A 23,933-nucleotide genomic window follows, 5' to 3' on the forward strand; every position below is an offset into this window, starting at 1 on the left:
GATGCCGTACCGCGTCCTGCTGACCGGGGCGACCGGCTTCGTCGGTACGGCGGTGCTCCGCGCACTGCACGGCTCCGTGGCCGCGGACGGGCGCGCCGTCGTCGTGCGGGCGCTGACTCGCGCCCCGGCGGGCGGGAGTCCGGAGCCGTCGGGCACGGAGTGGGCCTCCGCCGATTTCACGGACCCGGCTTCCCTGGACGGGCTGGCCGAGGACGTGGACGCCGTGGTCCACCTCGCGTCGCGCATCGCCGGAAGCGAGGCCCAGTGCGAAGCCGTCAACGTCCAGGGCACACGGGCACTGGTGCGGGAGGCGCGGCGGGCGGGCGTCGGGCGCATCGTCCACCTCTCCACCTCGGCCGTCTACGGTCCCGGGCCGCACGACGGAATCCGCGAGAACGAGATCGTCCCCGCGCCCGTGTCGCCGGCCAGTCGGACCCGGCTCGCCGGAGAGGCGTACGCCCTCGCGGCCGACGGCGTGGTCCTGCGCCCCGGGCTGATCCAGGGGGCCGGCGACCGGTGGGTGGTGCCGGCGCTGGCCGAACTCCGGCAGCGGGTCCCGGCCCGGTGGGGTGACGGGCCCGCACGGTTGTCCGTCGTGGACGTCGCCGACCTGGCCCGGCTGATCGCCGCGCTGGCGCGCGCGCCCCGAGCCGTCGCCTCCGGCATCTACCACGCGAGCCATCCGGTACCGGTGCACAGTGCGGACCTGCTGGCGGAGCTCACGGCGTTGGGCGTACTGCCGCCCGTGTCCCGGGAGTGGACGTGGGAGCAGTGTCTGCGGCGACTGCGCGAGACGCCGGGAAGGATGAGCGAGCGTCAGTTCGCCCTGCTCGCCACCGACCACTGGTACCGCAGCGAAGAGATCTGGCGGCTCGCGCAGTGCCCTGCCGGGCCCGGTCCGCTGGCCCGGCTGGCCGACTCGGCCCCCTGGTACCGGGCTCATCTCGACACCCTCGCGGACGCGTAGGTACCCGAGATACTGCCAAAGTCTTCACGAAATCCCGGTTTTCCTTCCACCCGGGACCGTCCCGTGGGTAGCTTCCGATCTGTGGCAAGGCAAGACAGGGCTGAGCTGACGCGGCGTGCCCTCATTGCCGCAGCCTCGGCGGAATTCGACAAGCACGGCTATGCGGGCACCTCGCTGTCCCGTGTCAGCCGTGCGGCCGGGGTCTCCATGGGCGCGCTGACCTTTCACTTCGCAGCCAAGGACGAACTCGCGGCCGTGGTGCAGGCCTGGGGTACGGCCCGGACGAACGCGGCGCTACGGGATCTCCACAAGGAACGCGTTCCTCCGCTGCAGGCGGCGATCGACCTGACGCACACGCTGGCGAAGCTGCTGGAGGAGGAAGTCGGCGTCCGGGCGGCGGCCCGCCTCGCCCGGGACGGTGCGAGTACCTCCGGGGACTGGAACGCGGCGTGGATCCCCACCCTCCGGGAGATCCTCTCCCGGGCCGCGGCCGAGGGGGCGCTCGGGGCCGACCCGAAGGACTTCGAGGGCCTGGTCGCCCTGCTCGTCGCGGGAGTGGAGGCGGCGGCTCACGCGTACCCCTTGGCCAGTGGGACGTCGCTCGGTCACGGCCTGCGGCAGCAGCTCACCCTGGCATGGCAGGTGCTGGCCGGCATGTACAGGGTCGCAAGGCCGGACGAACCGGAGCTCCTGCCCGCAGGCACTGCCTGAGGCGAGCCCCCAGGGGGCTCGCCACCTGCTGGTTTCCTTCCCTCGGGCCCCCTCGCTGCAAAACATAGAGAACGTTCTGTATTGTCGACGGGTCAGCTACGGACCAGCTCACAGGGGGAACCATGTCCGCGCTCCACACCGAAGCCCGGCACACCCAGGCGACCACCCCGTCGGAAGAAGTGATCGAGGCTCTCTGTGCGGAGCTGTTCTCCTCCTTCCGCAGAGCTGACCACCACGTGAAGGGTGAGCAGTACCTGCGCGGCCTGCTCACCGCTTCCGGACGCAAGTCCATCCAGAACATCGCGCGTTCCCTCGGTGACGAGAGCGCCGCCCAGAGGCTGCACCACTTCATCTGCAATGCGCCGTGGAGCTGGAAGCTCGTCAGGCGGGCCCTGGCACGGCATCTGGCGGACCGTGCGCGGCCCGAGGCGTGGGTGGTGCGCCGCATGCTCATCCCCAAGACGGGTACCAGCTCCGTCGGGGTGCACCGGCGCTTCGTGCCCGAGAGCGGGCGGGTGGAGAGCGGTCAGCGGGCGCACGGCCTCTGGTACGCCGGGCGGGAGCTGAACACCCCGGTCGACTGGAGCCTGAGCCCGGGCACCATCAGGGCCGCCCCGCATTCCCTGGCCGGCCGGCACCCCATCACGGAACAGCTGGACGAAGGCGCGCCCCTTCCGGCGCTGCCCGCGGCGCCCCTGGTGTGGGACAGCCCCGTGCGCGACGTGGCGGGTCTGCTGCGCCTGCTGCCCGTGGAGCGGATGCAGGCCATGGTGCGGCTCACGCCCGACGCGGCGTTCCGGCCGTTCACGCCTTCGGGGCGGTTCAGCGAGGCCGTCACGATGTCGGCGGAACGCATCCTGGCCGCCCGTCAGGCCCCTTGGCTGTCCGGCGCGGAACCCGCTCCCGGCATGCGGACGGCCACCGCGCGCGTGGCGCTGCCGTCGGCGGGCCGGGCGCCGGATGGGTCACCGGTTCGGCCTGGCGCAGGCGCCGCTGGGCAGGGGCAGGGGCTGACCCTCTTCGCGCAATGGCCGAAGCGACAGCCCGACGCGGTGGAGTTCTGGGTCGCCACGACGCCCTGCGCGGTCGCCACCGACCTGCACCGGCTCACCGTCCTCGCCCAGTCGGTCGACCACGACAGCGTACGTACCGGCGCGAAGGTCGGGCTGCGCGATTTCGAAGGACGGTCCTACGAGGGCTGGCACCGCCACATGACGCTCGCCTCGGCGGCGTACGCGGCGCTGATGCTCGGGGGCGTCTGAGAACCCCGGGAACGGGCGGGTCTCAGTCCTTCAGTCCTCAGTCCTTCAGTCTTCAGCCCTCCCGCGGCATCTCGTGAGGGGTACTCAGGATGCACTGCACGTACAGGGATTCCGCCGCCGTTCGGGCGTCATCGTAGGGACCTGTCGCATGGGCCGTGCCCTTCATGAGGGCGAGCCAGCCCTCTTCCTGCTGTTGGCGCACTCTTCCGAGGTGACGCCCACTGTAGGAGACGACTTGTATCACTTGAGAGGGCGGACAAAGGGGTGCGAGGGCAAGGCCTTCGACATGGGCGAGGCCGGCCAGGGCGACTTCTTCCAGGAACGTGAGCTTCGCCCGGTAGATGATCCGCTCGGCCAATTCGACGACCCTGGACAACTAGGGGTCCTTTCTGCGACAGACCCACCAGCGTGGCACCGGACGAACCGAGCCCCGCAGAGGTGATACGGGGCTCGGATTCTTCGTCTCAGGTGGACATTTCAGAGCCTAGTCGCGGGTGAGTTTCTTGTAGGTGGCGCGGCGGGGCCGGGCGCTTTCCGCGCCGAGCCGCTCGATCTTGTTCTTCTCGTACGACTCGAAGTTGCCCTCGAACCAGTACCACTTGGAGTCGCCCTCGTACGCCAGGATGTGCGTGGCGACTCGGTCGAGGAACCAGCGGTCGTGGGAGATGACCACGGCCGCACCGGGGAATTCGAGGAGCGCGTTCTCGAGCGAGGACAGGGTCTCGACGTCGAGGTCGTTGGTGGGCTCGTCGAGGAGCAGCAGGTTGCCGCCCTCCTTGAGCGTCAGCGCCAGGTTCAGGCGGTTGCGCTCACCGCCGGACAGGACGCCGGCCGGCTTCTGCTGGTCCGGGCCCTTGAAGCCGAAGGCGCTGACGTACGCGCGCGACGGCATCTCGACCTGGCCGACGTTGATGTAGTCCAGCTCGTCCGACACGACGGCCCAGAGGGTCTTCTTCGGGTCGATGTTGGCGCGGCTCTGGTCGACGTAGGAGATCTTGACGGTCTCGCCGACCTTGATGGCGCCGGAGTCCGGCGTCTCCAGGCCCTGGATCATCTTGAAGAGCGTGGTCTTGCCGGCGCCGTTCGGGCCGATGATGCCCACGATGCCGTTGCGCGGCAGCGTGAAGGACAGGTCGTCGATGAGGACCTTGTCACCGAACGCCTTGGAGAGGTTGTTGACCTCGACCACGATCGAGCCCAGACGCGGGCCCGGCGGGATCTGGATCTCCTCGAAGTCCAGCTTCCGCATCTTGTCCGCCTCGGCGGCCATCTCCTCGTAGCGGGCGAGACGGGCCTTGGACTTGGTCTGACGCCCCTTGGCGTTCGACCGCACCCACTCCAGCTCTTCCTTGAGGCGCTTCTGACGCTTCTCGTCCTTGCGGCCCTCGACCTTCAGGCGCGCCTGCTTCTTCTCCAGATACGTGGAGTAGTTGCCCTCGTAGGAGATCGCGCGGCCGCGGTCGAGCTCCAGGATCCACTCGGCGACGTTGTTCAGGAAGTACCGGTCGTGGGTCACCGCGACCACGCAGCCCGCGTACTTGGAGAGGTGCTGCTCCAGCCAGTTCACCGACTCGGCGTCGAGGTGGTTGGTGGGCTCGTCGAGGAGGAGCAGGTCCGGGGCCTCGATCAGCAGCTTGCAGAGCGCCACGCGGCGCTTCTCGCCACCGGAGAGGTTGGTGACGGGCCAGTCGCCGGGCGGGCAGCCCAGCGCGTCCATCGCCTGCTCCAGCTGGGCGTCGAGGTCCCAGGCGTTGGTGTGGTCCAGGACTTCCAGGAGCTTGCCCATCTCGTCCAGCAGTGCGTCCGAGGAGTCGGTCGCCATCAGCTCGGCGACCTCGTTGTACCGCCGGACCTTCTTCATGGTTTCGGCGGCGCCGTCCTGGACGTTCTCCAGGACCGTCTTGGACTCGTCGAGCTTGGGCTCCTGCATGAGGATGCCGACGGTGAAGCCGGACGTGAGGTAGGCCTCGCCGTTGGACGGCTGCTCCAGGCCGGCCATGATCTTGAGGACGGTGGACTTGCCGGCACCGTTGGGGCCGACGACACCGATCTTCGCTCCCGGGAGAAAGGAAAGCGTCGCGTTGTCGAGAATTACCTTGTCGCCGTGCGCCTTACGGACGTTGCGCATTGCGTAAATCAACTCTGCCATGGTGCAAGCCTATTGGGTCAGTCCGGCCGGTTTTTCGAGCGTGCCGACCAGCGATGGAATTCAGCCAGTTTTCGTCATCCGGTTTTCGTGCCCCTGGGGGGCAGTGGATCACCCCGTGCGCAGGGCCCAGCTGTCACTGACGACGGCGTCCGGCGTACTGCCGGGCAGCGCGATGAGTTCGGGCTTGAACAGCGGGGCGGAATCCATGGCGGGTTCCCAGGTGGCGAGTTCGTCGTCCTGCGGCACTTCGACCCGATGGCCCTGTGCGAGGTCGTTCACCACGCGCAGGAGCAGGTGCACACCGAGCGGGGCCAGTTGTTCGCGCCACAGGCTCCGAGGCGTCGACCCGCGAGGGACGAGAATGTGTTCCTGGGCCGCGATCGGGCCGCCGTCGGTGCGTTCCGTGAGGTGGTAGACGGTTCCGCCGGCTGCTTTGTCGCCGTCGCGGATGGTCCAGCGGATCGCGTCCCGGCCGCGGTGCAGGGGCAGCAGGCTGGGGTGGTACCCGATGGCGGCCACCTTGGCCCGGGCGCGCGTCTCGCGGCCGATGAACGCGTGGGAATGGGCGGCGAGAATGACGTCGACCGAGTCGGGCACGTGACGGGCCCGCAGGGCCTTGGAATCCGTCCAGGGAACGTCCCGTGGAAAGGCCCACGAGCGGAGCCGGTCCCATGACAGGGCGCTGCCCTCGTCGGAGTGCCCGTCACGGAGGGCCGGAGAGGCCACGCCGACCACCTCGTGGCCGGCATCCACCAGAGCCTCCGCCACCTCCACCGCGAAGAATCCGCGTCCTGATATGTAAATGTTCACTCGTTCCCCTAAGCGCGCGGTGCCGAAGGTGGCAGAACTGAAAGTCATCGTCGTCGATGGTCGGAAAAGAACTCCACCATCCGGGAATTGACCGTCCCGGGTTGCTCCAGGTAGCCCAGATGTCCGCTGTCGGCCACCTCCACGTACTGGCTTCCGGGAATGGCGTCGGCCACCTCCCGCCCGAGGTGGGGCGGGCAGATGACGTCATCGCGGAAGGACATCACGAGGGTGGGGGTCCGTATGTCCGCGTATGCGGAACGACGGTCCGGGATCCTGTCCAAGGCCAACTGGGCCCGTGCGTCCGGGTGGTACTGCGGGGACATCTCGAAGAGGTCCAGCCAGTCCTTGACCAGAACGTCGTCATTCTGGGTGCGAGGCGAGAGGTTCTGCAGGACCCGGCTGACCGCATCGTGTTTCGACGGGCGGGTGTTCGCTTCGCACGCGGCTAGATCCGCCTCCGACATCGCCGCTCGCAGCGCATCGGTGCGACCGCGCGTGGCGATCAGGACGGCCTGCTCGACCCATTCCGAATGGGTGGTGAGGAGTTCCTGTGTGATGAATGCCCCGAGCGATACACCGACCATGCGACAAGGTGCCAGACCCAGCTTTTCGATGAGCGCCACCGTGTCCCCGACCATATCGTCGAGAGTGAATCGGTCCGGTGTCGAAGAGGGACATATTCCGCGATTGTCGAAGGTGATGGTCCGATATCCGGCCGCGTGCAGTGCCGGAACCTGATGCAGGTTCCATACGTGTCCGCGGGCGCCCGTGCCCATCACCAACAGGACGGGATCCCCGGATCCGGATTCCGTGTAGCTGAGATCAATTCCGTTGGCGGATATTACAGCCATTCGATCCTCGTGTGCTCCGGTGGAGTGCTTGTCGAGTCCCGACCCGGTGCCGGCGGCCAGTGGCACGCTTCCCCCGATCCGCTGTTGCGGGAGTCGGACCTGCCGACGGGGATATAGAGAAGCCTGTTCGGCGGCTCCTGTCAATTTCATTCATCGACCGCTTCCGGTGCAGGCAGGTGGTCGATTTGCACCTTATTCACCGGACTTGTTGCCCGAAACAATAAGAATGTCCGCATTGTCCGGAGGATTAGTGACAGAGTATCCGGCCTTGCTGGCCTGATTGTGCGTACCGGGTTAGATTCTGGACGATCTTGCCTGGTGGGTGCTTTCCCGGTGATGCGGTACCCCACCCGTCGGCCTGTTCTCGGCCAATAGGTCAATCATCCGTCCAGTAAGGGGTTGGGGCATTGCCGTCTCCTGTCGGCTATCCGTTCGGTTCGGCGTTCACGGATCACATGGTCATGGCGAACTGGCGCGAGGGGAGCGGTTGGGGAGCCCCGAAGCTGTTGCCTCACGCGGCCATACCCGTGAGTCCCGCGATGGTCGGCCTGCACTACGGCCAGGTCATCTTCGAAGGGCTCAAGGCATTCCGCCGAGCCGACGGCCGACTGGCCGTGTTCCGTCCCGAGGATCACGCTCGCCGTTTCCGTGTGTCGGCGCGCCGCATGATGATGCCGGAGATCCCCGAGACGGTTTTCCTTGACGCGCTCGACGAGCTCGTGCGTCAGGACCGGGATTTCGTTCCCGCCGAATCGTCGGCCAGTCTCTATCTGCGTCCGCTCATGTTCGCCAGCGAGCCGGACCTGGCCGTACGTCCGGCCCGCGAGTACCAGTTCCTCCTCATAGCCTTCGTCACCGACGGGCTCTTCGGCTCCGAGCCCCGGCCCCTGAAGGTGTGGGTGAACGAGGACCACCCCCGTGCCGCCGTCGGGGGAACCGGAAACGTCAAGTGCGCCGGCAATTACGCGGGGGCCCTTCGCGCCCAGTCCCTGGCCCGGGAAAACGGTTGCGATCAGGTGGTGTGGCTGGACCCCGCCGAGCTGCGGTGGGTCGAGGAACTCGGTGCCACGAACCTCTTCTTCGTCCGGAAGACGGGACAGTCCCACGAGCTCGTCACCCCGCCGCTGTCGGGAAGTCTGCTGCCCGGAGTGACCCGGGATTCCCTGACCGTCCTGGCCCGGGACATGGGAATGAACGTCCTGGAAGACCGTGTGTCGGTCGACGAGTGGCAGGACGACTGCCGGAGCGGCCGGATCGCCGAAGTCTTCGCCTCGGGCACCGCCGCAGGCGTCAGGGCCGTCGGGCAGGTCCGCTCGGCCGGCGCCTCCTGGCAGATCGGTGACGGGTCCGTCGGTCCGGTCACCGCCGCACTGTCCGAGGCGCTCCAGGGAATTCAGTACGGCCGCCGGCCGGATTCCCACCGATGGCTGCACCTCGTCGACTGAAGGCTCTTTGGAGCCCCCTCGAAGCCCCCTCTCCGTCCCTTAGTTGATCTCACGTACGACCGGAAGGCGATCTACCGTGTCTGCCCCCGTGGACGGCCACTGGCCGTTGTCCGCTGCCCAGTCCGGCATGTGGTTCGCCCAGCAGCTGGATCCCGACAACCCCATCTTCACGTGGGGCGAATACCTCGAGATCCGGGGCGAATTCGACACGGAACTCTTCGAGACGGCGCTGCGGGCCGTCATCGGGGAGGCGGAGACGATGCGGGCGCGCGTGGTCACCGGCTCCGGCGCGGTGGGGCAGGCGGTCCGGCCCGACGCGGGCCTGACGCTCCGGCACATCGACGTCAGCGAGGAGCCCGACCCCGCGCTCGCCGCGGAGCAGTGGATGCGCGCGGACCTCTCCCGCCCCATGGACCTCGAACGCGAAGCCGCCTTCACGCAGGTCCTGTTCAGGGCGGCACCGGACCGGGTCCTGTGGTACCAGCGCATCCACCACGTGATGATCGACGGCTTCGGTCTCTCCCTGATCGTGCGCCGCGTCGCCGAGGTGTACACCGCGCTGGTCGCCGGAACCCCCTACGAGGACGGGGCGTTCGGCCCGCTCCGGCTGCTGCTCGACGAGGACCGGGACTACCGAGGCTCCGGGGAGCACGAGGCGGACCGGGAGTTCTGGCTCGACCGCGTCGGCGACCTGCCCGAGGTGCCGGTGCTGGCCGAGGGGCCGGCGGTCACGGCGTCCACGTTCATCAGGCGCAGTGCGCACCTCGACGCGGCAGCCGTGGAGGCCCTGGGCGACGCGGCACGCGGGATCGGTGCGAGCTGGCCCAGGCTGGTGATCGCGGCAACGGCGGCCTACATGCACCGGGTGACCGGGGCGACCGACGTCGTCCTGGGGCTGCCCGTAACGGGGCGGGTGAGCGATACCGAGCGCGCCGTTCCCGGCATGGCCTCGAACATCATGCCGTTCCGGTTGACGGTACGGCCGCAGGACACGGTCGCCGAGCTGGTCGCGGCGGTGTCCGGGGAAGTCCGTCAGGTGCTGGCCCATCAGCGCTACCGCTACGAGGACCTCCGGCGCGACCTCAAGCAGGTCGGCGACGGCCGTCGGCTGTTCGGCACGATCATCAACGTGATGCGGTTCGGCTACGACCTCCGCTTCGGCGACTGCACGTCGGTCGCGCACAACCTCTCCACCGGGCCCGTTCCCGACCTCTCCGTGGTCGTGCACGACCGCATGGACGGCCGGGGCATACGGATCGACTTCGATGCCAACCCGGAGATGTACACGGCCGAAGAGGTCGAGACCCACCGCCGCCGCTTCCTCGCCGTACTGCACGCCATGGCGGCCGACCCGAGCGGCCGCGTCGGCCGCATCGACCTGCTCGACGAACGGGAACGCGAGCAGGTCCTGGTCGCCGACAACGCGACGGGCCGTGAGACGACGGGCCGCGCCCGGACCGTCGTCGACCGGTTCGCCGAGTTCGTGGCCGCACGTCCGGACGCGCCGGCGCTGCGCTCCCGGGAGGAGCGGCTCAGCTACCGGGAGCTGGACGCGCGCGCCAACCGTCTGGCACGGCAGCTCCTGATCACGGGAGTGCGCGCCGAGACACCCGTAGCGGTGTTCATGGAGCGCTCGGCCGACCTGGTCGTTGCCACGCTCGCCGTCCTCAAGGCCGGCGGGACGTACGTACCCATCCATCCGAGCTACCCGGCCGCCCGTCGGGAAGTGATCATGGAGGAGACCGCGGCCCCGGTCCTGCTCACCGACCGCGCCCTGCGCGAGGACCGCTTCACGCACGAAGCGACCGTCCTCGTCGTGGACGAGGCCCACACCTGGGCCGGCACGGACGCGACCGACCCCGGCGTCGTGGTCCACCCCGAGCAACTGGCCTGCGTGATGTACACGTCCGGCTCCACCGGCCGTCCCAAGGGCGCGGCGATCACCCACCTCGACATCGCGCAGCTCTCCCACGACAGCTGGTGGGAGACGGGTGCCACCGCGCGCGTCCTGCTGCACTCACCGCATGCCTGGGACGCCTACACCCTCGAAGCCTGGGTGCCGCTGCTCACGGGCGGCGAGGTCGTCCTGGCACCTGCCGGAGACCTGGACCTGCCCACCCTGCGCACGCTCATAGTCGACGAGCACATCACCGCGCTCTGGCTCACGGCCGGTCTGTTCCACCTGCTGGTCGAGCAGAGCCCGGAATGCTTCCGCAACGTCCGGGAGGTGTGGACCGGCGGAGACGTGGTCTCGCCGGGGGCGGTACGCGCCGCCCTGGGCGAGAACCCGGAGCTGACGGTCGTCAACGGCTACGGCCCCACCGAGACCACGGTCTTCGCCACCCGCAACCCGATCTCGGCGGGCGAGGTGCTGGGCACGGCGGTTCCCATCGGCCGGCCGCTGGACAACATGCGGCTCTACGTCCTCGACGGCGCGATGCTGCCCGTCCCGCCGGGAAGCACCGGTGAGCTCTACGTGGCCGGGGCCGGACTGGCGCGCGGCTACGCCGGGCGGGCCGGGCTGACCGCCGAACGGTTCACCGCCGACCCCTTCGGCCCGGCGGGCTCCCGGATGTACCGCACCGGCGACCTCGTCCGCCGCTGCGACGACGGGGAGCTGGAGTTCGTCGGCCGCTCCGACGACCAGGTCAAGCTGCGCGGCTTCCGCATCGAGCTCGCCGAGATCGAGGAGGCCCTGACCCGGCACCCCGGAGTGACCCGGGCCGCCGTCCTCGTACGGCGCTACCGGGCGGGGGACGACCGGCTGATCGCGTACGTGGTACCGGCGGCGGGTCCCGAAGCGCCCGACGAGGAACGGCTCCGTGACCACGCCGCCGGCATCCTGCCCGGGTACATGGTCCCGGCCGCCTTCGTGCTGCTCGACGGCCTGCCGCTCACGAGCCACGGCAAACTCGACCGTGCCGCGCTGCCGACCCCGGAGTTCGGGGCGAAGAGCGCCTCGCGCGGGCCGTCGAATCCCCGCGAGGAGGAGCTGTGCGCGCTCTTCGCGGAGGAGCTGGGCCTGCCCTCCGTGGGGGTGGACGACCACTTCTTCGAGATGGGGGGCCATTCGCTCCTGGCGATCCGGCTGATCAACCGGATCCGTACTCAGCTGGGCCTCGAGTTCACGCTGCGCTCCTTCTTCGACAAGCCCACCGTCGGCCAGCTCGCCGCGCTGCCCCAAGAGGCCGGCACCGCCGGCCGGCCGGCGCTCGTGGCCGGGCCCCGCCCCGGCCTCGTTCCGCTGTCCTACGCACAGCACCGCCTGTGGTTCCTCAACGAGGTGCAGGAGGCGGCGCCCGCCTACAACGTGCCCCTCGTCTTCCGGATCTCCGGCGCGTTCGACCTCACCGTCCTGCGTGCGGCCCTCGGCGATCTCGTGGACCGCCACGAGGTCCTGCGCACCGTGTACCCGGTCCTGGCGGGTGACCCGTACCAGCGGATCCTGGATCCCGGCGAGGTCCACGTGGACGTGCGTCTCGTGGAGGCGGACGAGACCGGCGAGGCCGACGAGACCGGCGCGCGGGCCGGAGCGGCGACGACCGCCGTACTCGCCGAAGCGGCACGCGCCGCATTCGACCTGACCGGCGATCTCCCGTTGCGCGCGACCGTGGCGCGCCTGGGTCCCGCCGAGCACGTCCTGTTGCTCCTCTTCCACCACATCGCCGCCGACGGCTGGTCGCTCGGCCCCATCGTGCGCGACGTGTCCGAGGCCTACACCGCGCGCGCCGCCGGCCGCGCGCCGCAGTGGACGGCACTGCCCGTGCAGTACGCCGACTACACCCTCTGGCAGCGCGCCGTCCTCGGCGACATCGACGACCCGGAGAGCCCGGCGGCACGGCAGACCGCCTTCTGGCGCAAGGAGCTCGAAGGCCTCCCGCACGAACTGGTGCTGCCGAGCGACCGCGGGCGCCCCTCACGGCCGACCCACGGGGTGGAAACCGTCCCCCTGCGGCTGCCGGGAGAACTCCACCAGGAGCTCGTGGCCCTCGCCGCCCGGACCGACACCAGTGTCTTCATGGTGCTCCAGGCCGCGCTGGCCGCCCTCCTCACCAGGCTGGGGGCGGGTACGGACATACCGATCGGCACCCCGGTCGCCGGCCGGGGCGACGAGAACCTCCAGGACCTGGTCGGATTCTTCGTCAACACCCTCGTGCTGCGCACCGACACCTCCGGGCACCCGACCTTCGAGGACCTGCTCGGCCGCGTCCGCGACGGCGCGCTCGCGGCCTACTCCCACCAGGACGTTCCGTTCGAGCACCTGGTGGAGACCCTCAAGCCGCCGCGCTCCCTGGGCCGCCACCCGCTCTTCCAGGTCATGCTGGCGCTCCAGGGGAACGAGGACGGCACGCTCCGCCTCCCCGGCGCGACGAGCCGCCTCGAGCCCATCGAGGCCCAGGCCGCGAAGTTCGACCTGCTCGTCAACCTCACCGAGCGGTACGAGGGCAACGGCACCCCGAGCGGACTCGTCGGCGGCCTGGAGTACAGCACCGACCTGTTCGAGCGCGCGACGGCCGAGTCCATCGCCGAACGGTTCACGCGCCTCCTGCAGGCGGCCGTGGCCGATCCCGCGCGCCGGGTCGCGGCCATCGACGTGCTGACCGACACCGAACACCGCCTCCTGGCGACGGCGACGCCGACTCCGAGGCTGACGCCGGCGCCCAGCCCGTCCCAGGCGCCCGGCCCCACCCTGCCGGAGCTCTTCGAGGAGCAGGTCCGGCGGGCCCCGGAGGCCATCGCGGTCTCCTTCGGCGAGACCTCCGTGACCTACCGCGAGCTCAACGAGCGGGCCAACCGGCTGGCCCGGCTCCTGGTGGCCCGGGGCGCCCGCCCCGAGCGGGTCGTCGCCCTGCTGCTGCCGCGCTCGCCCGAGATGATCGTGGCGATCCTGGCAGTGCTGAAGTCCGGAGCCGCGTACCTGCCGATGGACCCCGACTATCCGGCGCAGAGGCTGGCCCTCATGGCGGACGACGCGGCGCCGCTGTGCGCGGTGACGACCTCCGCCGTCGCGCACGCCCTGCCGGGCGGAGTCGCGACGATCCTGCTGGACGACCCCGCGGTGATCGACGAGCTCGCAGGCCGGGAGCCGCTCGACCTCGGGTCCGCGCACCCGTCCGGTCCGGCCCGGCCGGACAACGCCGCGTACATCATCTACACCTCGGGTTCCACGGGCACGCCCAAGGGGGTCGTGGTCCCGCACCACAACGTCGTCCGCCTGTTCGGGACGACCGAGAGCTCGTTCCGTTTCGACGCGCAGGACGTCTGGTCCCTGTGCCACTCCTACGCGTTCGACTTCTCCGTCTGGGAGATCTGGGGACCGCTCCTGCACGGCGGACGCCTCGTCGTCATCCCGCGCGAGATCGTCCGGTCGCCCGCGGACCTCCTCGCCCTGCTGGTCGAGGAAGGGGTCACGATCCTCAACCAGACCCCTTCGGCGTTCTACGAGCTGATGCGGAGCGATCGCGAGAACCCCCGGCTCGGCAGCGGACTCGCCCTGCGCCGCGTCGTCTTCGGCGGCGAACAGCTGGACCTGGGGCAGCTCGCGGACTGGTACGGACGCCATGCCGACGACGCCCCGGTCCTGGTCAACATGTACGGGATCACCGAGACCACCGTGCACGTCAGCCACCTCGCCCTCGGGCACGAGGCCACCGCCGCCCAGCGCAGCCTCATCGGCGAGGGCCTGCCCGACCTCCGGGTGCGACTGCTCGACGAGGCCCTGCAGCCGCTGCCCACCGGCGTCATCGGCGAGATGTACGTCAGCGGCCCGGGGGTGTCCCGCGGCTACCTCAACAAGCCCGGCGTGACCTCCGAGCGCTTCGTCGCCGACCCGTTCGGCCCGCCCGGCTCCCGGATGTACCGCACCGGCGACCTGGCCCGCCTGCTCCCCGGCGGCGGATTCGAGTTCCTCGGCCGCGCCGATCACCAGGTCCAGGTCCGGGGCTTCCGGATCGAGCCCGGTGAGATCGAGACGGCACTCACCGAGCACCCGGCCGTCCTGCGCGCGGCAGTCGTGCTGCGGGAGTTCGGCGAGGGCGACCGGCGCCTGGTCGCCTACGTGGTCGCCGACGGGGACGAAGCTCCCGGCGCCGGCGAGCTGCGCCGGCACCTGGCCGGAAACCTGCCCGAACACATGGTGCCCGCCGCCTTCGTGACCGTGGACGCCATGCCGATGACGGCCAACGGAAAGCTGGACCAGTCGGCGCTGCCCCACCCCGCCCTCGGCCAGAGCGCCGAAGGAGAGGACGAGGCACCCCGCACCCACGAGGAGGAGGTGCTCCTCGCCCTCTTCCGCGAAGTCCTCGGCGTCAGCGGGACCGGCATCCACGACAGCTTCTTCGAACTGGGCGGCCACTCCTTGCTGGTGACCCGCCTCGTCGGCCGCGTCCGGTCCGCTCTGGGCGTGGAGCTGCCGATGCGTGCGCTCTTCGAGACGCCGACCGTGGCCGGACTGGCCACCCGCATCGCCGGCACACCGCAGGCCCTCCCCGCCCTGCGCCCGGCCGAGCGCCCGGCCGAGCTGCCGCTCTCGTACGCCCAGCGCCGGCTGTGGGTCGTACAGAACCTCGAAGGACCCAGCGCGACCTACAACATCTCCCTCGCGCTCCGGCTGTGCGGCGCGCTGGACGTCCCGGCGCTGCGGACGGCGGTCCAGGACGTGATCGGCCGCCACGAGTCCTTGCGCACCGTCTTCCCGGCGCACGACGGGGTGCCGTACCAGAAGGTGCTGCCGGCGACGGACCTGCCGTCGGTCTTCCGGCTCGCCGACGTGGCGGAGGCCGACCTGCCGGCGGCCCTGACCGCGTCCGCGGGCCACGCCTTCGACCTCGCCACCGAACCGCCGCTGCGCGTCGACACGTTCCGCCTGGACGGCGACACCCACGTCCTGCACCTCGTGCTCCACCACATCGCGGGCGACGGCTGGTCCCTCGCACCGCTGGCCGACGACCTGGGCGCCGCCTACCGGGCACGGACCGCGGGACAGGAACCCGGCTGGACGCCGCCCGGGGCCCAGTACGCCGACTACACGCTGTGGCAGCGCGAGGTCCTGGGCGGGGCGGACGACGAGTCCAGCCTCGCGGCCCGGCAGCTCGCCTTCTGGCGAGGCGCCCTGCAGGACCTGCCCGACCGGCTCGAACTGCCCACGGACCGGCCCCGGCCGGCAGTGGCGAGCCACCGCGGAGCGATGGTCGCCTTCGACCTGCCGGAGACCTTGCACCGGTCGCTGCACGAGCTGGCACGGGGCAGGGGGACCAGCTTCTTCATGGTGCTCCAGGCCGGCCTGGCCGCCCTGCTCACCCGGCTGGGAGCAGGTGTCGACCTGCCGATCGGCACCCCGGTCGCCGGACGCGGTGACGAGGCGCTCGACGACGCGGTGGGCTTCTTCGTCAACACGCTGGTGCTGCGCACCGACACCTCGGGCGACCCGACCTTCAACGAACTCCTGGACCGGGTCCGCGCGACGGACCTGGCGGCCTTCTCCCACCAGGAACTGCCGTTCGAGCACCTGGTGGACGCGCTCAAGCCGGACCGTTCGCTCTCGGTCCAGCCGCTCGTCCAGGTCATGCTCGCGCTGCAGAACGTTCCTGCGTACGACCTCGGCCTCCCCGGGATCGCGGTCACCGCGGAACCGGTGGAGCTGGAAGTCGCCAAGTTCGACCTGTCCTTCGGCATGACCGAGCGCCAGGACGGCGCCGGTGCGCCCGCCGGCGCTAGCGGCTTCGTCGAATTCAGCACGGACCTCTACGAGCGGTCCAGCGTCGAGCGGCTCGCGGAGCGCTGGGTACGGGTCCTGGAGGCCATGGCGGCCGATCCCCACGCCCGGCTGAGCCAGGCGCCTGTCCTCTCCCCGGCCGAGCAGGAGGAACTCCTGGGGTACGGGAACACCGGCACGCCGCCGGTCACGCACGGCTGCGTGGGGGAGCTGTTCGAGCTCCAGGCCGCACGGACCCCCGGGGCCACCGCCGTCGTCTTCGAGGGCACCGAGCTCTCGTACGCCGAGGTCGAGGCGCGGGCCAACCGGATCGCCCACGCGCTGATCCGGCGCGGGGCGGGACCGGAGGCGCTCGTGGCCCTGGCCCTGCCCCGGAGCACCGATCTGGCCGTCGCCGTACTCGGCGTGCTCAAGGCCGGCGCCGCCTACATGCTGATCGACCCGCAACACCCCGCGGACCGGATCGCCTTCATGCTGTCCGACGCCGATCCGGCCGTGATCCTGACCACGCAGGAGGCCGCCGCGCTGCTCGCGCCGGCCCCCGCCGCACGGATGCTGGCACTGGACGCGCACGAGGTCGCGGCGGAGCTGGCCGCGGGCCCCGATCACGCCCCGGCCCAGACCGACCGGGTGGCCCCGCTGACGACGCGGAACACCGCCTACGCCATCTACACCTCGGGCTCCACCGGGCGCCCCAAGGCGGTCCTCGTACCGCACTCGGGGATCCCGAACCTCGTCCGCGCCCTGAACGGGGCGGCGGACGTCGGTCCCGGCAGCAGGTTCCTCCAGTTCGCCTCGCTGAGTTTCGACGCGTCGGTCATGGAGCTGTTCATGCCCCTGCTGTCGGGCGGCGCGGTGGTCCTCGCACCGGCCGCCAGGCTGGCGCCCGGACGACCGCTGGCGGAGCTGGCCCGGGAGGCCGGCATCACCCACGCGCTGCTGCCCCCGTCGGCGCTCGCCGTCCTGCCCGAGGACGCCTTCGGTCCGGGGACCACGATCTTCACCGGCGGCGAGGCCTGCCCGCCGGACGTCGTCCGCCGCTGGTCCCGCCGGGTGCGCCTGCTCAACGCGTACGGGCCCACCGAGGCCACGGTCTGTGCCACGGTGAGCACCGCCCTGACCGAGGACGGCACCCCGCCGATCGGCCGGCCCCTGCCCAACGTGCGGGCGTACGTGCTCGACGAGCACCTGCGCCTGGTGCCCGCCGGGGTGACGGGAGAGCTCTACGTCGGCGGGGCGGGCCCCGCCCGCGGCTACCTGAACCGTCCCGGCCTCACGGCGGAGCGCTTCCTGCCCGATCCCTTCGGGGCGCCGGGAGAGCGCATGTACCGCACCGGCGACCTCGTCCGCTGGAGGCCGGACGGCCGGATGGACTACGTCGGCCGGGCCGACGGCCAGGTCAAGATCCGGGGCTTCCGCATCGAGCTGGAGGAGGTGGCCGCCGCGCTGTCGGACCATCCCGACGTCGCGCGGGCGGTCGCCACGGTCCGTGAGGACCGGCCGGGCGACCGGCGCCTGGTGGCCTACGCGGAACCGGTGGACGGCGTTTCCACGTCCGCGGCAGACCTCCGGAGCCACCTCGCGGGCCGGCTTCCGCACTACATGGTGCCCGCCGCCGTCGTTCTCCTCGACGCCTTCCCCCTGGCCTCCAGCGGCAAGATCGACCGAGGCGCCCTGCCCGCCCCCGACTACGGCGCGGAGGCAGCCGGGCAGGCGCCGCGGACACCGCTCGAAGAGAGCCTGTGCGAGCTGTTCGCCGAGGTGCTGGGAGTGCCCTCGGTCGGCGTGCACAACGGCTTCTTCGACCTCGGCGGCGACAGCATCATGTCCATCCAGCTCGTCGGGCGAGCCCGCAGGGCCGGTCTGGAGGTCACCCCGCGGGACGTGTTCCAGAACCCGACGGTCGCCGAACTGGCCTCCGTCGTACGCCCCCTGGAGTCCGCACCCGAGCGGGCCCCCGACGTCGGCACGGGCGAAGTCGACCTGCTGCCCATCGTGCACTGGCTGCGCGAGCGCGGCGGCCCCATCGACGGCTTCCACCAGTCGGTGGTGGTGAAGGTCCCCGCGGGCATCGACGAGGCACATCTCGGCCGTACGCTGCAGACCCTCATCGACCACCATGACGCCCTGCGCCTGCGCACGGACCGCTCGGGGGAGCGGTGGACGCTCGAAGTGCCGCCGCCGGGAACCGCGGACGCGCGCCGCTTCCTGACACGGGTCGACGTCGCGGGACTCTCCGACGAAAAGATGCGTGCCGTGCTGGCCGCCGAGAACGCGGCCGCCCAGCTCCGGCTGAGCCCCGAAGACGGCGTCATGGTCCAGGCCGTCTGGCTGGACGCCGGACCGGAGCGGCCCGGACGGCTGCTGCTGATGGTCCACCACCTCGCGGTGGACGGAGTCTCCTGGCGCATCCTGCTGCCCGACCTGGCCACCGCCGGGCAGGACCGGGGAGCCGAACTGCCCTCGGTCGCCACCACCCTGCGGACCTGGGCGCGGACCCTGCTCGACGAGGCCCGCACGCCGCATCGGCTGGCGGAACTGCCGCTGTGGACCGAGGTGCTCGCCACTCCCGACCCCGAACTGGGGGAGCGCCCCCTGGACGCGCGGCGGGACACGCACGCCACGACCCGCAGCCTCACCCGGGTGATGTCCGCGGAGAGCACCGAACCGCTGCTGACGACCCTGCCGTCGACCTTCCGGGGCACGGTCAACGACATCCTGCTCGCCGCCTTCACCCTCGCCGTCGCCGAATGGCGGCGCACCACGGGGCGCAGCGGGAACAGCGCGGTCCTGATCGACCTGGAGGATCACGGCCGGGAGCCCTTCACGGAGGGCACGGACCTCTCCCGCACGGTCGGCTGGTTCACCAGCATGCACCCCGCGCGACTCGACCCCGGCGCCGTGGCCTGGAGCGAGGTGCTCGCCGGCGGCCCCGCGGTGGGCGGCGCGGTCAAGCGGGTCAAGGAGCAGCTGAGGGCCCTGCCCGACCGCGGCATCGGCTACGGACTGCTGCGTCACCTCAACCCCGCCACCGCGGGCCTGGCGGCCCTCGCCACGCGCCCGCAGATCGCCTTCAACTACCTGGGGCGCTTCAACGCCGCGGCGGACACCGACTGGGCGCCCGTGGCCGAGGACGGGGCGTTCGGCGGCGGCACGGACGCCGGCACCCCGGCGGCCCACGTCCTCGAACTCAACGCCCTCACCCGGGACGACGGCCGAGGACCCCGCCTCATCTGCACCTGGTCGTGGCCCGACGGGCTGCTGACCGAGGCCGAGGTGCACGAACTGACCGATCTCTGGGCCGCCGCGCTCGACGGGCTCGTCGCCCACGGCGCGGCCCCCGAAGCGGGCGGTCTGACCACCTCGGACCTCTCCCTGGTCTCCCTCGACCAGACCAACATCGACCTGCTTGAAGCCGTATGGAGGAATAGGAAGTGAAGCGTTCCGGGCTGGCCGACATCCTGCCGCTGACGTCGTTGCAGGAAGGCATGTACTTCCACTCCTCGTACGACACGGATGCCCCCGACCTCTACAACACCCAGCTCGTCCTGGACCTCCAGGGCCCGCTGGACGCCCCTGCCCTGCGGGCCGGGGTGGAAGCCCTGCTGCGCCGGCACCCCAACCTGCGCGCGATGTTCTGGCACGAGGGCCTGGACCGCACCATGCAGGTCATCCCGCACGAGGTGGAGCTCCCCTGGCGGGAGACCGACCTCGGCGGGCGGTCCGAGAGCGAGCAGGACCGCGCGTTCGAGGACCTGCTCACGCGGGACCGGGCCCGGCGGTTCGACCTCGGTGACGCCCCGCTGCTGCGCTGCACCCTGGTGCGGCTGGGGGCCGAGCGCCACCGCCTGGTCCTGACCAACCACCACATCCTGCTCGACGGCTGGTCCCTGCCGGTGCTGCTCGACGAGCTGTTCCGGCTCTACGAGGGCGGCGCCCTGCCCAGGGCGGTCCCGTACAAGAACTACCTGGCCTGGCTGGCGGGACGCGAACGCGAGCCCGCCCTCGCCGCCTGGCGCGAGGCGCTCGCCGGGTTCGAGGCGCCCACCCTGCTGGTCCCGGGCGAGCACGAGCGGGCCACCGTCATGCCCCACACGGTCGAACTGGAGCTGTCCGAAGAGCTCTCGTCGGAGCTGGAGGCCACCGCCCGCCGCAACGGCCTGACCCTCAACACCCTCATCCAGTCCGCTTGGGGACTGCTGCTGGGCAGTCTCGCGGGCAGTGACGACGTGGTCTTCGGTACGACCGTCTCGGGAAGGCCGCCCGAGATCGACGGCGTCGAGTCGATGGTCGGCCTCTTCATCAACACCGTCCCGGTGCGCTTCCCCTACCGGCGCACCGACTCCCTGCTGGACGCCTGCCGCGCCCTCCAGGGCCGCCAGGCCCTGCTGATGGAGCACCAGCACATCGGGCTGGCCGACATCCAGCGACAGGTCGGCGCCGGGGACCTGTTCGACACGCTCCTGGTCTTCGAGAACTACCCCTTCGAACCGGACGCGCTGCCCGCCGCCGGCGGACTGCGGGTGACCCGGGCCAAGAGCTACGACGCCACCCACTACCCGCTCACCGTGGCGGCCATGCCCGGCCCGCGTCTGCGCTTCCGCCTGGACCACCGGCCCGATCTGCTCGACCGGGAGACCGTCACGGCGATCGCGGCCCGGCTGGAGCGACTGCTCGTCACGATGACGGAGAACCCGCTGACGCCGGTCGGGGAGATCGGAGCGCTCACGCCGCTCCCGTCCCCGGCCACGGAGACGCAGCAGCCCGGCAACGGCGCCTCCACGGCCCTCCCCGAGCGCGATCTGACAGCACTGTTCGAGGCGCAGGCCCGGCGGACGCCCACCGCCGTGGCCCTGGTGTCCGGCGAGGTCCAGCTCATGTACACGGAGCTGAACGTCCTCGCCAACCGGCTGGCACGGCGCTTGGTCGCCCAAGGCGTCGGACCGGAGAGCTGCGTCCTGCTGCTGGCGGACCGCTCGCCCGACCTCGTCGTGGCGATCCTGGCGATCCTCAAGGCCGGCGGCGCGTACGTTCCGCTGCACGCGGACTCGCCGAGCAGCCGGTGGCAGAGCGCGGCCGCCGAAACCGGAGCCCGGGTCGTCCTGGTCGACCGGGCCGGCCGGGGCCGGGAGTGCGGTCCCGGGATCCACGAGATCGTCATCGGCGACGCGGCGCACGAGGGGCCGTACGCGGATCTCGGACTGCCGTGCACCCCCGACCGGCTGGCGTACGTCATGTACACCTCGGGCTCAACCGGTGAGCCCAAGGGAGTGGCCGCCACGCACCGCGACGTGGTGAGCCTGGCGTACGACCGCGCCTGGGACGCCACCGGGCCCGCCCGAACCCTGGTCTACGCACCGCACGCCTTCGACGCCTCCACGGCAGAGCTGTGGGTGCCGCTGCTCTTCGGCGGCCGGCTCGTGGTGGCCCCGGCGGGCGACCTGGACATCGACGCCCTGGCCCGGGTCGTCACCGAGGAGCGGGTGGAACGGCTGTGGCTGACCGCCGGGCTCTTCGACCTGGCCGCCCAGCAGCAACCGCAGCTCTTCGCCGGTGTGCGGGAGGTCTGGACCGGCGGTGACGTCGTTCCCGCAGAGGCCGTCCGCCGGGTCCTCGACCACTGCCCCGGCACCGCCGTGGTCAACGGCTACGGGCCGACCGAAACGACCACGTTCGCCACCCACCACCGGATGACGGCCGGCGCGGCGCCCGCGGCGTCGGTCCCGATCGGCCGTCCGCTCGACAACCACCAGGTCCACGTCCTGGACGAGCGGCTGCGCCCCGTACCGCACGGAACCGTCGGTGAACTGCACGTCGCGGGAGCGGGCCTGGCCCGGGGCTACCTGGGGCGGTCCGCGGCCACCTCCGAGCGGTTCGTCGCCAACCCCTTCGGGGCGCCCGGCTCGCGGATGTACCGTACGGGCGACCTCGTGCGCTGGGGCACGGCGGGGGCACTGGAGTTCGTCGGCCGCGCCGACGACCAGGTCAAGATCCGCGGCTTCCGCATCGAGCCGGGTGAGGTCGGCGCCGTCCTCGGCCGCCACCCCGCCGTCGCCCGCGCCGCCGTCGTCGTCCGCGAGGACCGGCCCGGCGACAAGCGGCTCACCGCCTACGTGGTACCCGCCGAGGGCACGGCCGTCGACGCCGGGGAACTGCGCCGCCACACGGCCGACGCCCTTCCCGCGTACATGGTCCCGGTGGCGTTCGTCCTCCTCGACGAACTGCCGCTGACCCGCAACGGCAAGGTGGACCGGGCCGCACTGCCGCGGCCTGCGATCGAGCACGCCCCGGTCGGCCGACTGCACCGCACGCCCCGCGAGGAGGCGCTGTGCGCCCTCTTCACTGACGTGCTCGGAGTGCCGGGGGTCGGGGTCGGCGACAGCTTCTTCGACCTCGGCGGGGACAGCATCATGTCCATCCAGCTCGTCGGGCGGGCCCGCAAGGCCGGACTCGTCCTCAGCCCGCGCCAGGTGTTCGAGCTCAAGACCGTCGAGGCCCTGGCCGCCGCCGCCCGCAGCGTGGACGCGGCCCCGGACGCCGTCGCCGACGAGCCCGTCGGCGAACTGAAGCCCACACCGGTCATGGAATGGCTGCGCGGACTCGGCGGGCCGATCGACGGGTTCCACCAGTCGATGACCGTCCAGGTGCCCGCCGGGCTCGACGAAGAGCTGCTGCGCGACGCCCTGCAGGTCCTCCTCGACCGTCACGACGCGCTGCGCACGATCCTGCGCCGCACCCCCGGGCGCTGGACGCTGGAGATCCCGCCGAAGGGCGCCGTCCGGGCCGCCGACTGCCTGCACCGCGTCGACCTCGCCGCCGAAGGCGACTCCTGGCCCGGCCGGCACGCCGAGGCCGCCCGGGCACGGCTCGCTCCGGAGGACGGCAGGATCCTGCAGGCCGTCTGGTTCGACGCCGGACCGGAGCGCCCGGGGCGCCTGCTGCTGGTCATCCACCACCTCGCCGTGGACGGCGTGTCCTGGCGGATCCTGCTGCCCGACCTGGCGGCCGCCGCGCAGGCCCTGGCGGCCGGCCGGCAGCCCGAGCCCGCCGACGGCGCCACGTCCGTCCGCCGCTGGTCGCAGCTGCTCCACGCGCAGGCGCAGGCACCGACCCGGGAGGCGGAACTGCCCGTCTGGCGGCGCGTACTCGCCGCCCCCGAACCGCTGCTGACGGACCGCCCGCTCGACCCGGCCCGGGACCTCGCGCGCACCGTGCGCTACGTCCGCCGCGAGCTGCCGGCCGACCTCACCGAGAGCCTTCTGACCAAGGTGCCCGCGGCCGTCAACGGCGGCGTCGACGACGTCCTGCTCACGGGCCTCGCGCTGGCGACCGCCGACTGGCGCCGTCGCCGGGGTGCGGGCGACGACACCGCCGTGCTCGTCGACGTCGAGGGGCACGGGCGGGAGGAACTGGGCGAAGGCGTCGACCTCTCCCGGACCGTCGGCTGGTTCACCAGCATGCACCCGGTGCGCGTGGACCCCAAGGTGGCGAACTGGCGCACGAGCCCTTCGCTCATCGAAGGCCTCAAGCGGGTCAAGGAGCAGCGCCGGGCCCTGCCCGACCACGGCATCGGATACGGACTGCTGCGCTACCTCAACCCGCGGTCGGCGCAGGAGCTCGAGACACAGGCCGCGCCGCAGATCGGCTTCAACTACCTGGGTCGGTTCTCGGCCCCGACCGCCGGCGACTGGGCCCCCGCTCCGGCCGAGGACCTGCTCGGCAGCGGCTCGGACGAGGACATGCCGGTGGCCCACGCGCTGGAAGTCGCCATGCTCACCCGCGACGAGGCGGACGGGCCCCGGCTCGACATCAGCCTCATGTGGCCCGAGGCCCTCCTCGCGGAGGGCGCCGTGCACGACCTGGCCGACACCCTCGTGGCCACGCTCCGGGCCCTGCCCGGACGCATCGACACCTACCGGGCGGGCGGCCACACCCCGTCCGACCTGCCCCTGGTCTCGCTGAGCCAGGAAGACATCGACGACCTCGATGATCTCGACGACCTCGACTCCGAGTGGGAGCTTTAA

10 protein-coding genes are annotated in these 23,933 nt (G+C 71.4%); 6 read left to right on the top strand and 4 right to left on the bottom strand.

Going from position 1 to position 23,933, the window contains the following annotated elements:
- Window position 1: 1 nt before the first annotated feature.
- The 3 genes from ACFRU2_RS19740 (at window position 2) to ACFRU2_RS19750 (ending at window position 2,940) form a co-directional block, all read left to right on the top strand.
- On the top strand, window positions 2–967 hold the full coding sequence (locus ACFRU2_RS19740) for an NAD-dependent epimerase/dehydratase family protein (protein ID WP_382973644.1): 966 nt from the start codon (window positions 2–4) through the stop codon (window positions 965–967).
- 81 nt (window positions 968–1,048) lie between these two features.
- Entirely contained in the window at window positions 1,049–1,678 is a 630-nt protein-coding gene (locus ACFRU2_RS19745; protein ID WP_382973647.1) for a TetR family transcriptional regulator, read from the top strand.
- 122 nt (window positions 1,679–1,800) lie between these two features.
- Entirely contained in the window at window positions 1,801–2,940 is a 1,140-nt protein-coding gene (locus ACFRU2_RS19750; RefSeq protein WP_382973650.1) for a transposase, read from the top strand.
- Between the two features lie 52 nt (window positions 2,941–2,992).
- Here the strand turns inward: ACFRU2_RS19750 and ACFRU2_RS19755 are convergent, their stop codons facing one another.
- The 4 genes from ACFRU2_RS19755 to ACFRU2_RS19770 form a co-directional block, all read right to left on the bottom strand.
- Window positions 2,993–3,316: a hypothetical protein gene (locus tag ACFRU2_RS19755; RefSeq protein ID WP_382973652.1), complete on the bottom strand. Its 324-nt coding sequence runs from the start codon at window positions 3,314–3,316 to the stop codon at window positions 2,993–2,995.
- Window positions 3,317–3,424: 108 nt separating this feature from the next.
- Window positions 3,425–5,089 carry an energy-dependent translational throttle protein EttA gene (gene ettA / locus ACFRU2_RS19760; RefSeq protein ID WP_382973655.1) on the bottom strand — a complete coding sequence of 555 codons (1,665 nt, stop codon included), beginning with the start codon at window positions 5,087–5,089 and terminating at the stop codon, window positions 3,425–3,427.
- A gap of 108 nt (window positions 5,090–5,197) precedes the next feature.
- Window positions 5,198–5,899 carry a formyltransferase family protein gene (locus tag ACFRU2_RS19765; RefSeq protein WP_382973658.1) on the bottom strand — a complete coding sequence of 234 codons (702 nt, stop codon included), beginning with the start codon at window positions 5,897–5,899 and terminating at the stop codon, window positions 5,198–5,200.
- 44 nt (window positions 5,900–5,943) lie between these two features.
- Entirely contained in the window at window positions 5,944–6,750 is an 807-nt protein-coding gene (locus ACFRU2_RS19770; RefSeq protein WP_382974021.1) for an alpha/beta fold hydrolase, read from the bottom strand.
- 407 nt (window positions 6,751–7,157) lie between these two features.
- Between ACFRU2_RS19770 and ACFRU2_RS19775 the strand changes: the two genes are divergently transcribed.
- From ACFRU2_RS19775 to ACFRU2_RS19785, 3 genes are all read left to right on the top strand, one after another.
- Entirely contained in the window at window positions 7,158–8,195 is a 1,038-nt protein-coding gene (locus ACFRU2_RS19775; protein WP_382973661.1) for a branched-chain amino acid aminotransferase, read from the top strand.
- Between the two features lie 76 nt (window positions 8,196–8,271).
- The gene (locus ACFRU2_RS19780) at window positions 8,272–19,347 is read left to right on the top strand and encodes an amino acid adenylation domain-containing protein (RefSeq protein WP_382973664.1); all 11,076 of its coding nucleotides are present in this window, start codon (window positions 8,272–8,274) and stop codon (window positions 19,345–19,347) included.
- Entirely contained in the window at window positions 19,344–23,933 is a 4,590-nt protein-coding gene (locus ACFRU2_RS19785) for an amino acid adenylation domain-containing protein (protein ID WP_382973667.1), read from the top strand. The genes ACFRU2_RS19780 and ACFRU2_RS19785 overlap by 4 nt, the downstream gene beginning before the upstream one ends.

Source organism: Streptomyces sp. NPDC056883 (assembly GCF_042788835.1).
Taxonomy (GTDB): Bacteria; Actinomycetota; Actinomycetes; order Streptomycetales; family Streptomycetaceae; genus Streptomyces; species Streptomyces stoeckheimensis.

Bases quoted from the DNA above. Each gene is read 5' to 3' on its own strand.
- ACFRU2_RS19770 (WP_382974021.1), bottom strand. From the start codon at position 6,750: ATGGCTGTAATATCCGCCAACGGAATTGATCTCAGCTACACGGAATCC.
- ettA (WP_382973655.1), bottom strand. From the start codon at position 5,089: ATGGCAGAGTTGATTTACGCAATGCGCAACGTCCGTAAGGCGCACGGC.
- ACFRU2_RS19750 (WP_382973650.1), top strand. From the start codon at position 1,801: ATGTCCGCGCTCCACACCGAAGCCCGGCACACCCAGGCGACCACCCCG.
- ACFRU2_RS19740 (WP_382973644.1), top strand. From the start codon at position 2: ATGCCGTACCGCGTCCTGCTGACCGGGGCGACCGGCTTCGTCGGTACG.